The 16,601-nt window shown below is 68.1% G+C and carries 14 protein-coding genes; 10 read left to right on the forward strand and 4 right to left on the reverse strand.

Features of this window, described 5'->3' with window-relative positions; all coding sequences use genetic code 11:
• Positions 1-63: 63 nt before the first annotated feature.
• The 5 genes from tgt (at position 64) to WT53_RS07800 (ending at position 6,721) form a co-directional block, all read left to right on the forward strand.
• Positions 64-1,269, forward strand: a complete 1,206-nt coding sequence (gene tgt, locus WT53_RS07780; protein ID WP_034206451.1) for a tRNA guanosine(34) transglycosylase Tgt — start codon at positions 64-66, stop codon at positions 1,267-1,269.
• A 254-nt stretch (positions 1,270-1,523) separates the two neighbouring features.
• The gene (yajC, locus tag WT53_RS07785) at positions 1,524-1,847 is read left to right on the forward strand and encodes a preprotein translocase subunit YajC (protein WP_006476868.1); all 324 of its coding nucleotides are present in this window, start codon (positions 1,524-1,526) and stop codon (positions 1,845-1,847) included.
• A 106-nt stretch (positions 1,848-1,953) separates the two neighbouring features.
• Positions 1,954-3,984 (forward strand): protein translocase subunit SecD, encoded by a 2,031-nt coding sequence (gene secD, locus WT53_RS07790; protein ID WP_034206450.1) that lies wholly within the window; start codon positions 1,954-1,956, stop codon positions 3,982-3,984.
• Between the two features lie 18 nt (positions 3,985-4,002).
• Positions 4,003-4,953 carry a protein translocase subunit SecF gene (gene secF, locus WT53_RS07795; protein WP_034206449.1) on the forward strand — a complete coding sequence of 317 codons (951 nt, stop codon included), beginning with the start codon at positions 4,003-4,005 and terminating at the stop codon, positions 4,951-4,953.
• A 208-nt stretch (positions 4,954-5,161) separates the two neighbouring features.
• Complete coding sequence (locus WT53_RS07800) at positions 5,162-6,721, forward strand: S41 family peptidase (RefSeq protein ID WP_179948998.1); 1,560 nt, start codon at positions 5,162-5,164, stop codon at positions 6,719-6,721.
• Between the two features lie 17 nt (positions 6,722-6,738).
• Here the strand turns inward: WT53_RS07800 and WT53_RS07805 are convergent, their stop codons facing one another.
• From WT53_RS07805 to WT53_RS07820, 4 genes are all read right to left on the reverse strand, one after another.
• Positions 6,739-8,016: an MFS transporter gene (locus WT53_RS07805; RefSeq protein ID WP_060259061.1), complete on the reverse strand. Its 1,278-nt coding sequence runs from the start codon at positions 8,014-8,016 to the stop codon at positions 6,739-6,741.
• 200 nt (positions 8,017-8,216) lie between these two features.
• Positions 8,217-8,798 (reverse strand): YceI family protein, encoded by a 582-nt coding sequence (locus WT53_RS07810; RefSeq protein WP_059824502.1) that lies wholly within the window; start codon positions 8,796-8,798, stop codon positions 8,217-8,219.
• Between the two features lie 65 nt (positions 8,799-8,863).
• Positions 8,864-9,424, reverse strand: a complete 561-nt coding sequence (locus WT53_RS07815; protein WP_060259205.1) for a YceI family protein — start codon at positions 9,422-9,424, stop codon at positions 8,864-8,866.
• 8 nt (positions 9,425-9,432) lie between these two features.
• Positions 9,433-9,993 (reverse strand): cytochrome b, encoded by a 561-nt coding sequence (locus WT53_RS07820; protein ID WP_034206446.1) that lies wholly within the window; start codon positions 9,991-9,993, stop codon positions 9,433-9,435.
• A 259-nt stretch (positions 9,994-10,252) separates the two neighbouring features.
• Here WT53_RS07820 and WT53_RS07825 point away from each other — a divergent pair, with 259 nt between their 5' ends.
• The 5 genes from WT53_RS07825 (at position 10,253) to WT53_RS07845 (ending at position 16,464) form a co-directional block, all read left to right on the forward strand.
• Positions 10,253-10,918, forward strand: coding sequence for a paraquat-inducible protein A (locus WT53_RS07825; protein WP_060259064.1), 666 nt, complete (start codon positions 10,253-10,255; stop codon positions 10,916-10,918).
• Positions 10,915-11,550 carry a paraquat-inducible protein A gene (locus WT53_RS07830; RefSeq protein ID WP_034206444.1) on the forward strand — a complete coding sequence of 212 codons (636 nt, stop codon included), beginning with the start codon at positions 10,915-10,917 and terminating at the stop codon, positions 11,548-11,550. The genes WT53_RS07825 and WT53_RS07830 overlap by 4 nt, the downstream gene beginning before the upstream one ends.
• Positions 11,543-13,162 carry an intermembrane transport protein PqiB gene (locus WT53_RS07835; protein ID WP_034206443.1) on the forward strand — a complete coding sequence of 540 codons (1,620 nt, stop codon included), beginning with the start codon at positions 11,543-11,545 and terminating at the stop codon, positions 13,160-13,162. Before WT53_RS07830 ends, WT53_RS07835 begins: the two co-directional genes overlap by 8 nt.
• Complete coding sequence (locus WT53_RS07840) at positions 13,159-13,878, forward strand: membrane integrity-associated transporter subunit PqiC (RefSeq protein WP_034206442.1); 720 nt, start codon at positions 13,159-13,161, stop codon at positions 13,876-13,878. Before WT53_RS07835 ends, WT53_RS07840 begins: the two co-directional genes overlap by 4 nt.
• 471 nt (positions 13,879-14,349) lie before the next feature.
• Positions 14,350-16,464 carry a site-specific recombinase gene (locus tag WT53_RS07845; protein WP_060259069.1) on the forward strand — a complete coding sequence of 705 codons (2,115 nt, stop codon included), beginning with the start codon at positions 14,350-14,352 and terminating at the stop codon, positions 16,462-16,464.
• Positions 16,465-16,601 lie beyond the last annotated feature (137 nt).

A 16,601-nucleotide genomic window follows, 5' to 3' on the forward strand; every position in this document is an offset into this window, starting at 1 on the left:
GGTTTCCCGGCGGCGTTTCCAACATGCGCCGGACTGTTTTCCGGTGGCAAGGAGAATGACGCGATGACCGAAGGTTCATCCCACGATACGCACGCGAGCCACAACACGCCCGCTCCCGTGCAGGACCGCCCGGCTAACGGGCTCGAATTCGAACTGCTGACGACCGACGGCCACGCGCGCCGCGGCCGCGTGAAGCTCAACCACGGCACGGTCGAGACGCCGATCTTCATGCCGGTCGGCACGTACGGCACCGTGAAGGCGATCCAGCCGCGCGAACTGCACGAAATCAAGGCCCAGATCATCCTCGGCAACACGTTCCACCTGTGGCTGCGCCCGGGCCTCGACACGATCGACGCGCACGGCGGCCTGCACGGCTTCATGGGCTGGAACAAGCCGATCCTGACCGACTCGGGCGGCTTCCAGGTGTTCTCGCTCGGCGACCTGCGCAAGATCACCGAGGACGGCGTCACGTTCGCGTCGCCGATCAACGGCGACAAGCTGTTCCTGTCGCCGGAAGTGTCGATGCAGATCCAGAAGGTGCTGAACTCGGACATCGTGATGCAGTTCGACGAATGCACGCCGTACGCGACCAACGGCGTGCCGACCACGCACAAGGAAGCGGCCGACTCGATGCGCATGTCGCTGCGCTGGGCGAAGCGCTCGCTCGACGAATTCGACCGGCTCGGCAATCCGAACGCGCTGTTCGGGATCGTGCAGGGCGGGATGTTCGAGGATCTGCGCGACGAATCGCTCGCGGGCCTGTCCGAACTCGGCTTCCACGGCCTCGCGATCGGCGGGCTGTCGGTCGGCGAGCCGAAGGAGGACATGATGCGCGTGCTGCGCCACGTCGGCCCGAAGCTGCCGGCGAACAAGCCGCACTACCTGATGGGGGTCGGCACGCCGGAGGATCTCGTCGAAGGCGTCGCGAACGGCGTCGACATGTTCGACTGCGTGATGCCGACCCGCAACGCGCGCAACGGCTGGCTCTTCACCCGCTTCGGCGACGTGAAGATCCGCAACGCGACGCACAAGAATTCGCTGAAGCCGCTCGACGCGAGCTGCACGTGCTACACGTGCCAGAATTTCTCGCGCGGCTACCTGCATCACCTGCACCGGGTCGGCGAAATCCTCGGCGCGCAGCTCAACACGATCCACAACCTGCACTACTACCTGCAGCTGATGAGCGAGATCCGCGAAGCGATCGAGACCCACACGTTCGACGCGTTCCGGCAGCGCTTCGCGGAGGATCGCGCGAGAGGAGTCGACTGACTGGCCGGCGGGCGGCCCCTGTAGGACACGACCTGAAAGAAAACGATATCCAATAGGACACGCACTAAAAAACCCGGCCCGCCCGCCGAACCGAGCCATCAAACATTACAATTGCCTTTCCAAGCAAGCCGCAACGGTATCGGTTCGCGCTTTAACAGCTTGATCCGAAAGCGCATTTGCCGCGCCGTTTGCGCATGGGGCCGGTGGTAGAATAACCGGCTTATTTTTCGATCTTCCCCTACGGAGAGACCAACGTGCCGTTCATTTCCAATGCCTTCGCGCAAGGTGCCGGTGGCGCCGAATCGAGCCTGATGAGCTTCCTGCCGCTCATCCTGATGTTCGCGGTGCTGTACTTCATCATGATCCGTCCGCAGATGAAGCGCCAGAAGGAACACCGCAACATGCTCGCGGCCATGGCGAAGGGCGACGAAGTCGTCACGAGCGGCGGCCTCGTCGGCAAGGTGACGAAGGTCACCGAAGGCTACATCGGCGTCGAAATCGCCGAAGGCACCGAAATCACCGTGCAGAAGGCTGCCGTCACGACCATTCTGCCGAAGGGCACGATCAAGTCGCTGTAAGGCTTATACCGAGCGTCCGGCTCCCCGCGCCGTGCCCGCCTGAGAGCGCGGGCCGCCGCGGCGCCGGACGCGACGCTTTCACGCCAACCACCCGTTCGGCCCCCTCATGAATCGTTATCCACTCTGGAAATATGTCGTGATGGTCGTGGCGCTCGCCATCGGCCTTCTGTACACATTGCCCAACTTCTTCGGCGAAGCGCCGGCGGTGCAGGTGTCGAGCGGCAAGGCCACGGTCAAGCTCGACTCGGCCACGCTGACCCAGGTCGAATCGGCGCTCGCGTCCGCGCAGATCACGCCGGACGACGTCACCTTCGAGAACACGGCGACCAACGCGAACATCCGCGTGCGCCTGAAGGACACCGATACGCAGCTGCGCGTCAAGGACCTGCTGCAGAAGTCGCTGAACGCCGACCCGAACGATCCGCAGTACGTCGTCGCACTGAACCTGCAGAGCGCGTCGCCGCGCTGGCTGACCGCACTGCACGCGCTGCCGATGTATCTCGGCCTCGACCTGCGCGGCGGTGTGCACTTCCTGCTCCAGGTCGACATGACGGGCGCGCTCACGAAGAAGCTCGACTCCGACGCGTCCGACGCGCGCACGCTGCTGCGCGACAAGAACATCCGCGACGGCGGCGTGAGCCGCGTCGAGCAGTCCGTGGTCGTCAACTTCAGCGATGCGCAGACGGCGGAAGACGCCCGCAAGGTGCTCGCCGCGTCGATCACCGAGCTGCAATGGGCGACGCAGGCCGGCGGCGGCGGCACGCAAGTGGTCGGCACGTTCACGCCGGCCGTGCAGAAGTCCGTCGAGGACGCCGCGCTCAAGCAGAACCTGACCACCCTCCACAACCGCGTGAACGAGCTCGGCGTGTCCGAGCCGATCCTGCAGCAGCAAGGCAGCGACCGTATCGTCGTCGAACTGCCGGGCGTGCAGGACACCGCGAAGGCGAAGGACATCATCGGCCGCACCGCGACGCTCGAGGCGCGCCTCGCCGACCCGATCAACACGCACCCGAACCCGAACGACCCCGTGCCGCCGGGCGAGGAACTCTTCACGCAGGGCAACCAGGCGCCCGTGCTGCTGAAGAAGGACGTGATCTTCACCGGCGACCGCATCATCGACGCGTCGGCCGGCTTCGACGATCACCAGCGTCCGTCGGTCAACATTCGCCTCGATTCGGCGGGCGGCCGCGCGGTGCGCGCGGTGTCGCGCGAGAACATCGGCAAGCCGATGGCGATGGTGCTGTTCGAGAAGGGCAAGGGCGAAGTGCTGACGGTCGCGACGATCCAGTCCGAACTCGGCGACCGCTTCCAGATCACGGGCCAGCCGACGCCGCAGGCCGCGGCCGACCTCGCGCTGCTGCTGCGCGCCGGTTCGCTCGCCGCGCCGATGGACATCATCGAGGAACGCACGATCGGCCCGAGCCTCGGCGCCGACAACATCAAGATGGGCATCCACTCGGTGATCTGGGGCTTCTGCGCGATCGCCGTGTTCATGGTCGCGTACTACATGCTGTTCGGCGTGGTGTCGGTGATCGGCCTGTCGGTGAACCTGTTGCTGCTCGTCGCCGTGCTGTCGCTGATGCAGGCGACGCTGACGCTGCCGGGCATCGCGGCCATCGCGCTCGCGCTCGGCATGGCGATCGACTCGAACGTGCTGATCAACGAGCGCGTGCGCGAGGAGCTGCGCGCCGGCCAGCCGCCGCAGCTCGCGATCCAGGCCGGCTACGCCCATGCATGGGCGACGATTCTCGACTCGAACGTCACGACGCTGATTGCCGGCCTCGCGCTGCTCGCGTTCGGCTCGGGCCCGGTTCGCGCGTTCGCGATCGTGCACTGCCTCGGCATCCTGACGTCGATGTTCTCCGCGGTGTTCTTCTCGCGCGGGATCGTCAACCTCTGGTACGGCGGCCGCAAGAAGCTGAAGTCGCTCGCGATCGGCCAGGTGTGGAAGCCGGAAGGCGCCGCGGCCGGTGCCGCCGACGCATCGTTCGACGCGGCCGACGAATCGACCGACACGGCCCGCGCCGCGAAGCTCGCCGCCCCGGCAAAGGGCAACGCACCGCGCACCGGCAAGCCGCAGTTGCGCAACCGCGCGCAGCAACGCGTGTCGCCGAAGAAACCGGGCTCGACCCAATAAGGCCCCGGAGACGAAGCCATGGAATTTTTCCGCATCCGTAAAGACATTCCGTTCATGCGGCACGCGCTGGTGTTCAACGTGATCTCGCTGGTCACGTTCCTCGCCGCCGTGTTCTTCCTGTTCCACCGCGGGCTGCACCTGTCCGTCGAATTCACCGGCGGCACGGTGATCGAGGTTCAGTACCAGCAGGCCGCGCAGCTGGAACCCGTGCGCGCGACGCTCGGCAAGCTCGGCTATGCCGATGCGCAGGTGCAGAACTTCGGCACGTCGCGCAACGTGCTGATCCGCCTGCAACTGAAGGAAGGCCTCACGTCCGCGCAGCAGAGCGACCAGGTGATGGGCGCGCTGAAGGCGCAGAGCCCGGACGTGACGCTGCAGCGCGTCGAGTTCGTCGGCCCGCAAGTCGGCCGCGAGCTCGCGACCGACGGTCTGCTCGCGCTCGCGTGCGTCGTGATCGGCATCGTGATCTACCTGTCGTTCCGCTTCGAATGGAAGTACGCGGTGGCCGGCATCATCGCCAACCTGCACGACGTCGTGATCATTCTCGGCTTCTTCGCGTTCTTCCAGTGGGAGTTCTCGCTGGCGGTGCTCGCGGCGATCCTCGCGGTGCTCGGCTACTCGGTCAACGAGTCGGTCGTCATCTTCGACCGGATCCGCGAAACGTTCCGCCGCGAACGCAAGATGAGCGTGCAGGAAGTGATCAACCACGCGATCACGACCACGATGTCGCGCACGATCATCACGCACACGTCGACGGAAATGATGGTGCTGTCGATGTTCTTCTTCGGCGGCCCGACGCTGCACTACTTCGCGCTCGCGCTGACGGTCGGCATCATGTTCGGCATCTACTCGTCGGTGTTCGTCGCGGGCTCGCTCGCGATGTGGCTCGGCATCAAGCGCGAAGACCTGATCAAGGAAAAGAAGGCCGCGCACGATCCGGACGATCCGAACGCCGGCGCGCAGGTTTGAGCGCCACGCCGTTTCGGCTTCGAAAAACCGGCCCGTTTGGGCCGGTTTTTTTTATGTGCGGGGCCACCGCGGTACGGCAGGCGGCCGGCGCGGTCGCGAGGGTCGGCTACAATCGTCACCGCCCTGCCCCGTCGCGTGCCGGTTGCCTTCGCGCACCCGACACGCGCCTCGCCACCCTTCCGAACGTGCGGTCCCGATGATGCCTCCCATGCGTGTCGTTCGTCGCCTCGCCGTCTGCGCAGCCGTCGCGACCGCGTGCCCGTATGCGCCGCTCGCCGGTGCGCAACCGGAATCCGCACCACCCGCCGCTTCACCCTCCGCCGCTTCGCTGCCTGCCGCTTCACCCGCCGCCGCCCCGGCGCCCGCCGCCCAACCGCCGTCGCCCTGCCCGCCCGACTGGGAGCCGCAGCTCTGCGAACTGAAAGCGGCGGTCGAAGTGCTGAAGAAACAGCACCTGACCGACGTCGATATCGGCGCGCTGCTCGACGCCGCGACCCACGAAGGCATCAAGACGCTGCCGTACGCACGCTTCTTCAACGCGAAGGAAGAGCAGGAACGGCGCGACGACGAACGGCGCGCGCGCGACGGCACGCCGGGCATCGGCATCGTGTTCGAGACGCGGCCCGACGGGCTGCACATCATCGACGTGATTCCCGATGCGCCGGCCGAAAAAGCCGGCGTGCGGCCCGACGATCTCGTCGTCGCGATGAACGACCGAAGCGTCGTCGGCATCGACGGCAGCGAGTTGATGAAGCTCGCGAAGGGCGACGCGGGCGTGCCGCTGAAGCTCACCGTGCAGCGCGGCCCGAAGCATGCGGTGCTGAGCTTCGCGCCCGTGCGCACGATCGTCAAACCGCATCCGGCGACCGCGAAGCGGCTCGACGGCGACATCCTCTACACGCGGCTGTCGAGCTTTCCGGAGCCGGCGGTCGGCGACTATATCGACGCGGTGCAGGCCGCGCGCCGCACGGGACCGCCGCCGAAGGGCGTCATCCTCGACCTGCGCATCAACGGCGGCGGCGCGCTCAATGCGGCGATCGGCATCACCGCGCTGTTCGCGGGACGCGACCGCACCGCGATGGTGACGGTCGAGCGCGGCGACACGCACCGCCGCCGCTACACGACCAACTGGCCCGACTACCAACTGCCCGTCATGCACGGGCAGGACCCGCTCGCGCCGCTGCAGGCCGACGACTGGTGGCGCACGGTGCCGCTCGTGGTGCTGGTCGACGGGCAGAGCGCGTCGGCGGCCGAAGCGACCGCGGCCGCGCTGAAGGATCTCGGCCGCGCGAAACTGCTCGGCATGCCGACCTACGGGAAAGGGCTCGCGCAAACGGGCGTCGACCTGATCGACGGCACGCGTCTCAATTTCACGTTCGCGCGCAACCTCCGGCCGAACGGCTGCCCGATGGACGGCTATGGCGTCGTGCCGGACTGGCTCGTGCCGCCGCGCGTCGATTCGGACGTCGACGGCGTGCTGCTGTGGTACCGGGAAGTCGATCTTCCGCGCGCACCGTACGCGGACCGCCAGGCGCCCGATCCGTTCGCGAAGGTGCGCAAGGAGCGGCAGAAGCTGCGCGAGCGGCGCGCATTCGCGAAGATCGATACGGCGAGGAGCGCGGCGCTGCCGCAGCGCGCGTTCGGCACGGCCGCGGACTGGCAGCTCCGACAGGCGCTCGCCGCGCTCGCGGGGGGCCCGGTCCGGAGCGTCGACGCGCCGCCGCAACTGATGCCGGCGCAACCGGTGTGCGAGCGCGGCGGCAACTGACGCGCCGTCCGCCCCTTTCAGCGAAACCCGAACCGCCGCCGCAGCACGACCAGCGCCGCGAGGCTCAACACGGCCGCGAACATCAGGTAGAAGCTCGGCGCGGTCTTCATCCCGGTCTCGCGGATCAGCCACGCGATGATGAACGGCCCGAAGCCGCCGAAGATCGTCACCGCGACGTTATACGCGAGCGACATCCCGGTCGTGCGCGTCTGCACCGGAAACACCTCGGACAACAGCCCCGGCAGCGCCGCGAAGTAGCCGGTCATCAGGAACGCGAGCAGCACCTGCAGCGCGATCAGCGTGCCGAAGCCCGGATGCGCGACGAGATACGCGAACGCCGGATAGATCAGCACGAGGATGCCGACGGCCGGCGCGATCATCACGCGCACGCGCCCGTAGCGATCCGACCAGTGGCCGACGAGCGGCGCGAACGCCATCTGGATCACGCCGACGACGAGAATCGCCGCGAATGCGGCGGACGGCGCGAGGCCGAGCTGCTTCACGCCGTAGGTCGGCATGAACAGCACGAGATAGGTCGCGACGGTGCCGAGCACGACCACGCCCATTGCCGCGACGAGGCGCGCCTTGTGCGACGCGAACGTATCGCACAGCGGGTTCGCGGTGCCTTCGGCCGCGAGGAATTCGGGCGTCTCGTCGACCTTGGTGCGGATGTAGTACGCGACCGGCCCGAGCAGCAGCCCGAAGAAGAACGGCACGCGCCAGCCCCACGACGCCATCTGCGCGGCCGACAGCTGCGCGTTCAGCACGGTGCCGAAGCCGGCGGCGAGCAGCGTCGTGAGCCCCTGGCTCGCGACCTGCCAGCTCGCGAAGAAGCCGCGCCGGCCCGGCACGTGCTCGGCGAGGAACGCGGTCGCGCTGCCGAACTCGCCGCCTGCCGAAAAGCCCTGCATCAGCCGCGCGGCGACGAGGATCACCGGCGCGGCGACGCCGATCGTCTCGTAGGTCGGCAACACCGCGATGATCAGCGTGCCGGCCATCATCAGCAGGATCGACAGCGTGAGCGCGGCCTTGCGGCCTGCGCGGTCGGCATAGGCGCCCAGCACGATCGCGCCGAGCGGCCGCATGAAGAACGACACGCCGAACGTGCCGAGCGTGAGCAGCAGCGACACGGTGTCGTTGCCGGCGGGGAAGAACAGCTTCGAGATCGTCACCGCGAAAAAACCGTAGACGACGAGATCGAACCACTCGAGCGCGTTGCCGATCGACGCGGCGATCACCGCGCGCCAGACGCGCGGCGACGAGGCAATGGAACGGGACTGCGTGACGGCATGCATCGGCGATCTCCTTGTCGTTGTACGTTCTGTTCGAGGCGGCCGCCGTCGCGCCGTCGGCCTGCCGGCGCCGCATGGCCGCATGGCCGCATGCTGCGCTCGGGCGATTATAGGCGCGCAAAAAAAACCGCCGCGCCCCGGTCACGGGAGCGCGGCGGTTTGCCCGCAGGGGCCGGCACGATGGCCGGCCCGGCCGGAGCGTCTTACTGCTGCTTGACCGCTTCGGCCGTGATCAGCAGCTTCGTCTTCATCTTGAAGCCGTACTGCTTGCCGTAGTCGAGACCGAAATCGTCGCGGCTGAATTCGCCGACCGCGTCGACGCCGCACACTTCACGCTTGAGCATCGGGTGCGGCATGCACTTGAACGAATCGATCTTCAGCGTGAGCGGCTTCGTGACGCCGTGCAGCGTCAGATTGCCGACCACCGACACCGGCTTGTCGCCGTCGAACTTGATCGTGCCCTTGTAGTTCGCCTGCGGGAACTTCGCGACGTCGAAGAACTCGGGCGTCTGCAGGTGCTCGTCGAGCTTCGCGCTGCCCGTGTGAATCGACGCGATGTCGGTCGTCACGTCGACCGTGCCGGTCTTCGCCGCGCGATCGAGCGTCACGGTGCCGCTCGACTTGTCGAACTTGCCGCGCCAGACCGACAGGCCGCCGAAGTGGTCGGCCTCGAAGCTCGGGTACGTATGGCTCGGGTCGAACTGGTAGGTCGCGCTTTCGGCGAAGGCCGAGAACGACAGCGAAGCGGCCAGCGCGCCGGCGGCGATGATCAGATGCTTTTTCAAACTTTTTCTCCTGGAAACGGCGCCGCGCCCTCGCGCGGCATACAGTTGAGGCGGCAACCTGCCGCTTACTTCGTGGCGACGAGATGGAACTTGATCTGCACTTCGTCCGCGACGATCGACGTGTCCTTCCACTCGCCGGTGCCGACGTTGAAGGCCGAGCGCTTGATCGGCAGCACGCCGTCGAACGTCTGCGTCGCGCCGTTTTGCGCGACCGTGACGGGCACCGTGACGGTCTCGGTCTTGCCCTTGATCGTCAGCTTGCCGGTCACGTTGTACTTGTTGCCGCCGGCCGGCGCGATCGCCGACGACACGAACGTCGCCTGCGGATAGGCCTTCGCGTCGAACCAGTCCTTGCCGGCGACCTGGTCGTTGTACATCTTGTCGCCGAGGTCGAAGCTCGCGACGTCGACCGTCATTTGCGCGCTGCCCTGCGCGGCCTTCGCCGGGTCGAACTTCACCTGCGCGGAAAACTTCTTGAACGCGCCTTCGGTCGGCACGTTCATCTGCTTCGACACGGCGGACACCTTGCTCTTCGCGAGATCGACGTCGGCATGCGCCGCGCCCGACGCGACAAACGCCGCCGCGGCGAACACGGTCAGCATGGAGCGGGAGAAAGACACTTTCATGGGATCCTTCATTTGGCAAAGGGAAGCATGCGCGACAACAGGCCGTCGCGGTCCAACAACTGATGCTTGAGCGCCGCGAGCACGTGCATCGCGACGAGCGCAAGCAGAATGTAATTCAAAGACACGTGCAGCGTCTTGAAGGTTTCCTTGAGCGCCGGATCGGGGTCGATCAGGCGCGGCAGCGGCACGATGCCGAGATAGACGACCGGGATGTTCGACGCCGAGCTGTACAGGTAGCCCGTCGCCGGAATCACGATCATCAGCACGTACAGCAGCATGTGCACGCCGTGCGACGCCGCGCGCTGCCACGCCGGCGTGTCGCCCGGCAGCGGCGGCGGCACGTGGGTCGCACGCCAGAGCACGCGCACGACGGCGAGCGCGAACACCGTCACGCCGATCCACTTGTGCCACGAGAAGTACTTCAGCTTGGTCGGCGTGAAGCCGGGGATGTCCGTCATCACCCAGCCGAGCGCGAAGCCGCAGACGATCAACAGCGCGATCAGCCAGTGCAGGGCGATCGCGGTAGGCGCGTAGCGTGCCGGCGCGGCCGGCGGCGATTTCGATGCCATCTTGGGTTCCTCAGTTCAGCGAACGGCTGCGCCGGTAAATTCGGCCGACGCATGTCGAGGGCGCCATGCTACCGCAACCTTTTGACGCGCGCGGACTCTGAGGACAGGCGCGCCAGTCGGCTGACGGCTTCCCGTCATGTTACCGACCGGTCACGCAACGCACGATCCTTGACCCATCGAAAAAGCCCTTTTGGTAAGATTGGCGCGGGTTCCGGCCCCGTCGACGCGTTCCCCCGGCCGTCGCAACACCGCCTTTTCCATGCAACGATACGACCTGATTGCCTGCCACGAATGCGACGCACTGTTGCATAAACCGCGCCTGAGCGGCCGCGAGATCGCACGCTGTCCGCGCTGCGACGCGCTGCTCTATCGCAACAGCACCACGCAGATCGAGCGCATCACCGCGCTCGCGGTCGCGGCGCTCGTCACGTTCGTCATCGCGCAGGCGTTCCCGATCCTCGAAATGGACCTGAACGGCACACGCGTGCAGACGACGCTGATCGGCGCGATCGATGCGCTGTGGCATCAGGACATGGCGATCGTCGGCGTGATGGTGTTCTGTTCGACCGTGCTGTTCCCGCTCGTCGAGATGGCCGCGCTCCTTTACGTGCTGCTGCCGATCCGGCGCGGCATCGTGCCGCCCGGCCTCAACCTCGTGCTGCGCACGATCCAGCTCGTGCGGCCGTGGGGGATGATCGAGGTGTTCATGCTCGGCATCGTGGTCACGATCGTGAAGATGGTGAGCCTCGCACGCGTCGTGCCCGACGCGGCGCTGTTCGCGTTCGGCGCGCTCACGCTGATGACCGCCGTCGTGTTGATGTTCGACCCGCGCACGGTATGGGACATCGCCGACGACCTGCGCGCCGGCCGCGCGCCCGAGCGGCCCGACTCGGCCGCGCCGCTGCCGGACGCGCCGCGCCGATGACGCAGCCCACGCCTACCGCCGCCCGCGAGGGCTACGCCAGTTGCCACGCGTGCGGGCTCGTGCAGACGATCGACCGGCCGCACGCGCATTGCGCGCGCTGCGGCAGCGCGCTTCACGTGCGCACGCCGAACAGCGTCATGCGCACGTGGGCGCTGCTGCTCGCGGCCGCGATCCTCTACATTCCGGCGAACCTGCTGCCGATCATGCGGACGTCGTCGATCGTCGGGTCGCAGCAGGACACGATCATGAGCGGCGTCATCTATTTCTGGACGTCCGGCGACTGGCCGCTCGCCGTGGTCGTGTTCGTCGCGAGCATTCTCGTGCCGATGCTCAAGCTCGCCGTCCTGACGATCCTCGTCACCAGCGCGCAGCGTCGCGCCGCCTGGCGGCCGCTGCAGCGCACGCGCCTCTATCGGATCGTCGAGCGCATCGGCCGCTGGTCGATGCTCGACATCTTCGTCGTGACGCTGACCGTCGCGCTCGTCCATTTCCGTTCGCTCGCCGTCATCACGGCCGGCCCCGGCGCACTCGCGTTCGGCTCGGTCGTGATCCTGACGATGCTCGCGTCGATGCAGTTCGATCCCCGCCTGATCTGGGATCCAGTCGAAACCTCAGGGAATCACCATGAATAGTCCACAAGGCCCGCAGCACGACGCGCCCCGGCCGCCCGATCCGGCGATCTCGACGAAAAGCGGCTGGCTGCCGTCGCTCGTCTGGCTCGTGCCGCTGATCGCCGCGCTGATCGGCATCGGCCTCGTGATCAAGTCCGTGCGCGAGCGCGGCCCGGAAATCACGATCAGCTTCCACAGCGCCGAAGGGCTCGAGCCGGGCAAGACCCAGGTCAAGTACAAGGACGTCGAGATCGGCATGGTCAAGACGATCAAGCTGTCGAAGGACCTGTCGCGCGTGCTGGTGCAGGTGCAGCTCAAGAAGGAAGCCGAGGACTTCGCGGTCCAGGGCTCGCGCTTCTGGATCGTGCGCCCGCGCGTGGGCGCGACCGGCGTGTCGGGGCTCGGCACGCTGCTGTCCGGTGCGTACATCGGCGTCGACGCCGGTCACGGGCAGGACACGCTGACCGACTTCACCGGCCTCGAGACGCCGCCCGCCGTCACGGGCGACCAGAAAGGCACGCAGTACGTGCTGCGCGGCGATTCGCTCGGCTCGGTCGACATCGGCTCGCCGGTCTACTACCGCCGCGTCCAGGTCGGCCAGGTGGTCGGCTTCTCGCTCGACAAGGACGGCACGGGCGTCACGTTCAACGTGTTCGTCAATGCGCCGTACGACCAGTACGTCGGCATGAACTCGCGCTGGTGGCAGGCGAGCGGCGTCGATCTGCGGCTCGACTCGAGCGGCCTGAAGCTGAACACGCAGTCGCTCGCGACGGTGATCCTCGGCGGCATCGCGTTCCAGACGCCGCCGAACCAGGGCAGCGGCACGACCGCGCCGAACAACACGACGTTCCGTCTCGGCTCCGACGAGGGCGACGCGATGCGCGACCCGGACGGCCAGCCGCTGCAGGTCGTGATGAACTTCAACCAGTCGCTGCGCGGGCTCGCCGTCGGCGCGCCGGTCGACTTCCGCGGCATCGTGCTCGGCGAAGTGACGAACATCGGCATCGACTTCGATCCGAAGACGAAGAACTTCCTGATGCCGGTGACGATGAACGTGTATCCGGAACGCCTCGGCCGCCGCTTCCGCGAGACGATCGAGAGCAAGGGCGAACCGGCGCGTCGCGAAATCGTCGAGCGGCTCGTCCAGCACGGGCTGCGCGGCCAGCTGCGCACCGGCAACCTGCTGACGAGCCAGTTGTACGTCGCGCTCGACTTCTTCCCGAAGGCGCCGGCCGTGAAGATCGACACGGCCCGCCAGCCGCTCGAGCTGCCGACCGTGCCGAATACGCTCGACGAGCTGCAGTTGCAGGTCGCCGACATCGCGAAGAAGCTCGACAAGGTACCGTTCGACCAGATCGGCGCGAACCTGAACAGCGCGCTCGCGAACGCCGACAAGCTGTTCAAGCAGCTCGACACGCAGGTCGCGCCGGAAGCGCGCGACACGCTGTCGGCCGCGAAGCAGACCTTCTCGACCGCCGAGGCGACGCTGCAGCAGGATTCGCCGCTGCAGTCCGACGTGCGCGGCGCGCTGAAGGAACTCACGCGCACGCTGCAATCGCTGAACGCGCTCGCCGACTATCTGGAGCGCCACCCCGAATCGCTGCTCAAGGGCAAGCCAGGAGATAAACCATGACGACACGCGTGAACGGTTTCGCGAGCAGCGCGGCGGCAGTCTTCGCCGCACTCGCGCTCGCCGCGTGCAGCTCGCCGCCCGCGCGGTTCTACACGCTCAGCCCGGCCGACGCCGCGGCGCCGCTGCGCACCGCGCCGGCCAACCCGGCGTTCCTGATCGAGGTGCCGTCGGTCGGCGTGCCGGAGCAGGTCGCGAGGAACCAGTTGGTCGTGCAGAAGAACGCCGCGCAGGTCGACGTGCTCGAGCAGGAACGCTGGGCGTCGCCGCCCGCCGACGAGATCCGCCGCGCGCTGTCGGACGATCTCGCCGCTCGGCTCGGCACGATCGACGTCGCGAATTCCGCCTATCCGGCCGGCGTGCCCGTGTACCGCATCAGCGTGAACGTGCAGCGCTTCGAGTCGTGGCCCGGCAAGCGGGCCGCGATCGACGCCGTGTGGAGCGTGCGCTCGCTCGCCACGCAGGCCGTGATGACCTGCCGTACGAGCGTCGCCGAACCGGTCGCCGACGGCTACGACGCACTCGTCGCCGGCCACCGGCGCGCGCTCGACGCGATTGCCACGCAGGCCGCGGACGGCGTGCGCGCGATGGCCGCCCGCCGCGGCGCGCCGGCCGCGCCCGCCGCCGGCGGCAAGACGACGGCCGCGCCGGTCGTGCCGTGCCCGGCCAACCCGACGTCCGGTGGCGACGCCGGCGCGACGGGTAAGTCCGGCGCATAAGCGAACGCCGACGGCGCGCAGGCGAACGTTCGGCACGGCGTTCGCCCGCGCGGTGTCGAACGGCGCGGCGCGACCGGCCGCGCGCACCGCCCGTCGGAGGCTGCACGCCGCCGGCCTCGCGCACCGCCTTCATCGGCCGAACGGCCCTTTACATTCTTTGTCAAAGCCGCCGGAACCCGCGCCATGCAACGCGGTCGGCTTGCGTTTTCCGGCCCGATTGACGATCCTACGCACTTTCGGGCTCGCGCCGTTCGTCATGCGCACCAGCCAGCGGCGCCGAGCCGCGTTCGGCCCGGCCGCCGTGCCTCCCGGCGCTGCGCGCGGTCGGCGTGCACCACAGCGGGGCAGCCGCATCGCGGGTCGCCGCGCCCCGTCCGGCGCCGGCCCCGTCTCACCCGTTCTCCCGGCGCCGCGCCGTTTCCCCGGCCGGCATCCCGAACCCGCCCGTCCCGGGCTTTCGCTATTCCGTTTATGTTTCGTTCCCTGACGACCCTGATCAAGAAGTGGCGCGCGTCGCGCAATGCCGGTCACCAGCTCGATGCGCTGCTCGCGCATGCCGACGCCGACGCGTCGTACGCCGAGCGCAGCGAATGGCTGATCGAGCTCGCGCACTGGCTGCGCCGCAACGGCACGGTGCAGGACACGCCGGCCGAGCGCAACGCCGACACGCGCGCGTATCCGGCGCATGCGCGGCTGCGCTACCTGTTCCACGTGCTCGATCGCAACCCCGCGTGGAAAGCGCACGCCGCGCGCATCCTGCGCGGCATCCTGCGCGAGTGCGACGGCATCTCGCTGCTGTGCGACGCCGGCATGCCCGTGCATTCGGGCTTCTTCGGCGCGCTGTTCGAGCGGATCGATTCGTCGCTGATCCCGCCTGCGCCGAACCGCCGCGAGCTGTCGGCGCTGTTCACGCTGATGTTCCCGACGCCCGAGGACGCGAAATGGATCGACGCGCTGCCCGACGATCTGCTCGCGCGCCTCGCCGAGCTGCTCTCGTTCGACGTCACCGACGAAGAGCGCCACGAGCCCGGCTCGTTCTCGCGCGACCTGCTGGCCGCGCTGCACAACCTGACCTGCCAGATCAGCTCGACCGGCCTGTCGCAGACGGTGCGCAGCCGGCTGTCCGACGACGATGCGCGCAAGCCGCTCGAATCGCAGCCGTTCTACCGCCTCACGCGCGCGATGCTCGCGGTCGAGACCGCGCACGCGGCCGTCGAGGACGGCGGCGACCCGAGCAAGCTGCTGCACGAGGTGAACTACCTGCGCGTGCTGCTCGACGAATGCCGGATCGCCGTCGACAACGTGTTCGCGCACCTGTACCGCAACGGCGTGTCGGTCGACATCGTGTTCCAGGTCGAGCGGATGCGCATGCGCATCCTGCGCGCGGAAATGCTGCTCAACGCATGGATGGCGCGCGACGACCTGCACGGCATGGCGCACCTGACCGCCGAGCTCGTCGACGCGAACCAGAGCAGCCAGAGCGTCGCGCACCTCGTGCGCAGCAACTTCTCGCTGTTCGCGCGCAAGCTCGTCGAGACCAACGCGGACACCGGCGAGCACTACATCTCGCGCGGCCGGGCCGAGTATCTGAAGATGCTGCGGATGGCGGCCGGCGGCGGCCTCGTCACGGTCGCGACCGTGTGCGTGAAGTTCGCGATCACGGGTGCGCACCTGCAGTCGATGCTCGAAGGGCTGCTGGCGGGCATCAACTACGCGGCCAGCTTCATGCTGATGCACTTCCTGCATTTCACGCTCGCGACCAAGCAGCCCGCAATGACCGCGCCGACGCTCGCGCGCGAACTCGACGACACCGGTCACGAGGAAGGCGTGAAGGCGTTCGTCGCGTCGGTGATCGCACTGATCCGCACGCAGGCGGCCGCGATTTCCGGGAACGTGGTCGTCGTGCTGCCCGTGTGCCTGCTCGTGCAGCTGTTCGCGGCCAACGTCACGCATACGAACCTGATCTCGCCGGAGAAGGCGCACGCGACGCTGCATTCGTTCTCGCTGCTCGGCCCGACGCCGTTCTATGCGGCGCTCACGGGCGTGCTGCTGTGGGCGTCGAGCCTGCTCGCGGGCTGGGCCGACAACTGGTTCGTGCTGCACCGCGTCGGCGACGCGCTCGCGTACAACCGTCGGCTGCGCCTGACGCTCGGCGCGGCCGGCGCCGCGAAGCTCGCGCATTTCTGCCGGTCGAACGTCGCCGGCGTGGTCGCGAACGTCGGCCTCGGCCTGATGCTCGGCCTCGTCCCGGCGATCGTCACCGTGTTCATGTTCCCGTTCGAGGTGCGGCACGTGACGCTGTCGGCCGGCTCGATCGGGGTCGCGCTCGGCGTGCTGGGCAAGGATGCGCTCCGCACGCCCGAACTGTGGTGGGCCGGCGCCGGCGTGCTCAGCATGGCCTTCCTAAACGTGCTCGTGAGCTTCGCACTCGCGTTCACGATGGCCGTGCGCTCGCGCAGCCTGCGCCCGACCAAGGTGCGCGCGCTCGTCGCCGCGATCGTCCGCACGGTGCTCGCGAAGCCGTCCGCGCTGTTCTGGCCGGCGGGCAACCCGGCCGCGCGCGCCGGCCAGCCGGGCGCACACTGACCGGCGGCGGGGGCGGCCGGGAGGTGGAGCGGCGGCGCCCCGCCGCCCTCCCGGCACGCGCGAGCGGCCGCCGCGCCGGCGTCGCCGCACCGAAACGCCGGCCCCGGTCGGCCGCGCCGCGTACAATAGTGGACTTT

The sequence above is a fragment of the Burkholderia sp. MSMB2157WGS genome (genome assembly GCF_001532755.1).
In the GTDB taxonomy this organism is placed as follows: Bacteria; Pseudomonadota; Gammaproteobacteria; order Burkholderiales; family Burkholderiaceae; genus Burkholderia.

What these genes read in the sequence shown, in the direction of transcription:
- tgt (WP_034206451.1), top strand. Translation starts at nt 64, where the DNA reads ATGACCGAAGGTTCATCCCACGATACGCACGCGAGCCACAACACGCCC.
- secD (WP_034206450.1), top strand. Translation starts at nt 1,954, where the DNA reads ATGAATCGTTATCCACTCTGGAAATATGTCGTGATGGTCGTGGCGCTC.
- secF (WP_034206449.1), top strand. Translation starts at nt 4,003, where the DNA reads ATGGAATTTTTCCGCATCCGTAAAGACATTCCGTTCATGCGGCACGCG.
- WT53_RS07800 (WP_179948998.1), top strand. Translation starts at nt 5,162, where the DNA reads ATGCGTGTCGTTCGTCGCCTCGCCGTCTGCGCAGCCGTCGCGACCGCG.
- WT53_RS07805 (WP_060259061.1), bottom strand. Translation starts at nt 8,016, where the DNA reads ATGCATGCCGTCACGCAGTCCCGTTCCATTGCCTCGTCGCCGCGCGTC.
- WT53_RS07815 (WP_060259205.1), bottom strand. Translation starts at nt 9,424, where the DNA reads ATGAAAGTGTCTTTCTCCCGCTCCATGCTGACCGTGTTCGCCGCGGCG.
- WT53_RS07820 (WP_034206446.1), bottom strand. Translation starts at nt 9,993, where the DNA reads ATGGCATCGAAATCGCCGCCGGCCGCGCCGGCACGCTACGCGCCTACC.
- WT53_RS07825 (WP_060259064.1), top strand. Translation starts at nt 10,253, where the DNA reads ATGCAACGATACGACCTGATTGCCTGCCACGAATGCGACGCACTGTTG.
- WT53_RS07830 (WP_034206444.1), top strand. Translation starts at nt 10,915, where the DNA reads ATGACGCAGCCCACGCCTACCGCCGCCCGCGAGGGCTACGCCAGTTGC.
- WT53_RS07835 (WP_034206443.1), top strand. Translation starts at nt 11,543, where the DNA reads ATGAATAGTCCACAAGGCCCGCAGCACGACGCGCCCCGGCCGCCCGAT.
- WT53_RS07840 (WP_034206442.1), top strand. Translation starts at nt 13,159, where the DNA reads ATGACGACACGCGTGAACGGTTTCGCGAGCAGCGCGGCGGCAGTCTTC.
- WT53_RS07845 (WP_060259069.1), top strand. Translation starts at nt 14,350, where the DNA reads ATGTTTCGTTCCCTGACGACCCTGATCAAGAAGTGGCGCGCGTCGCGC.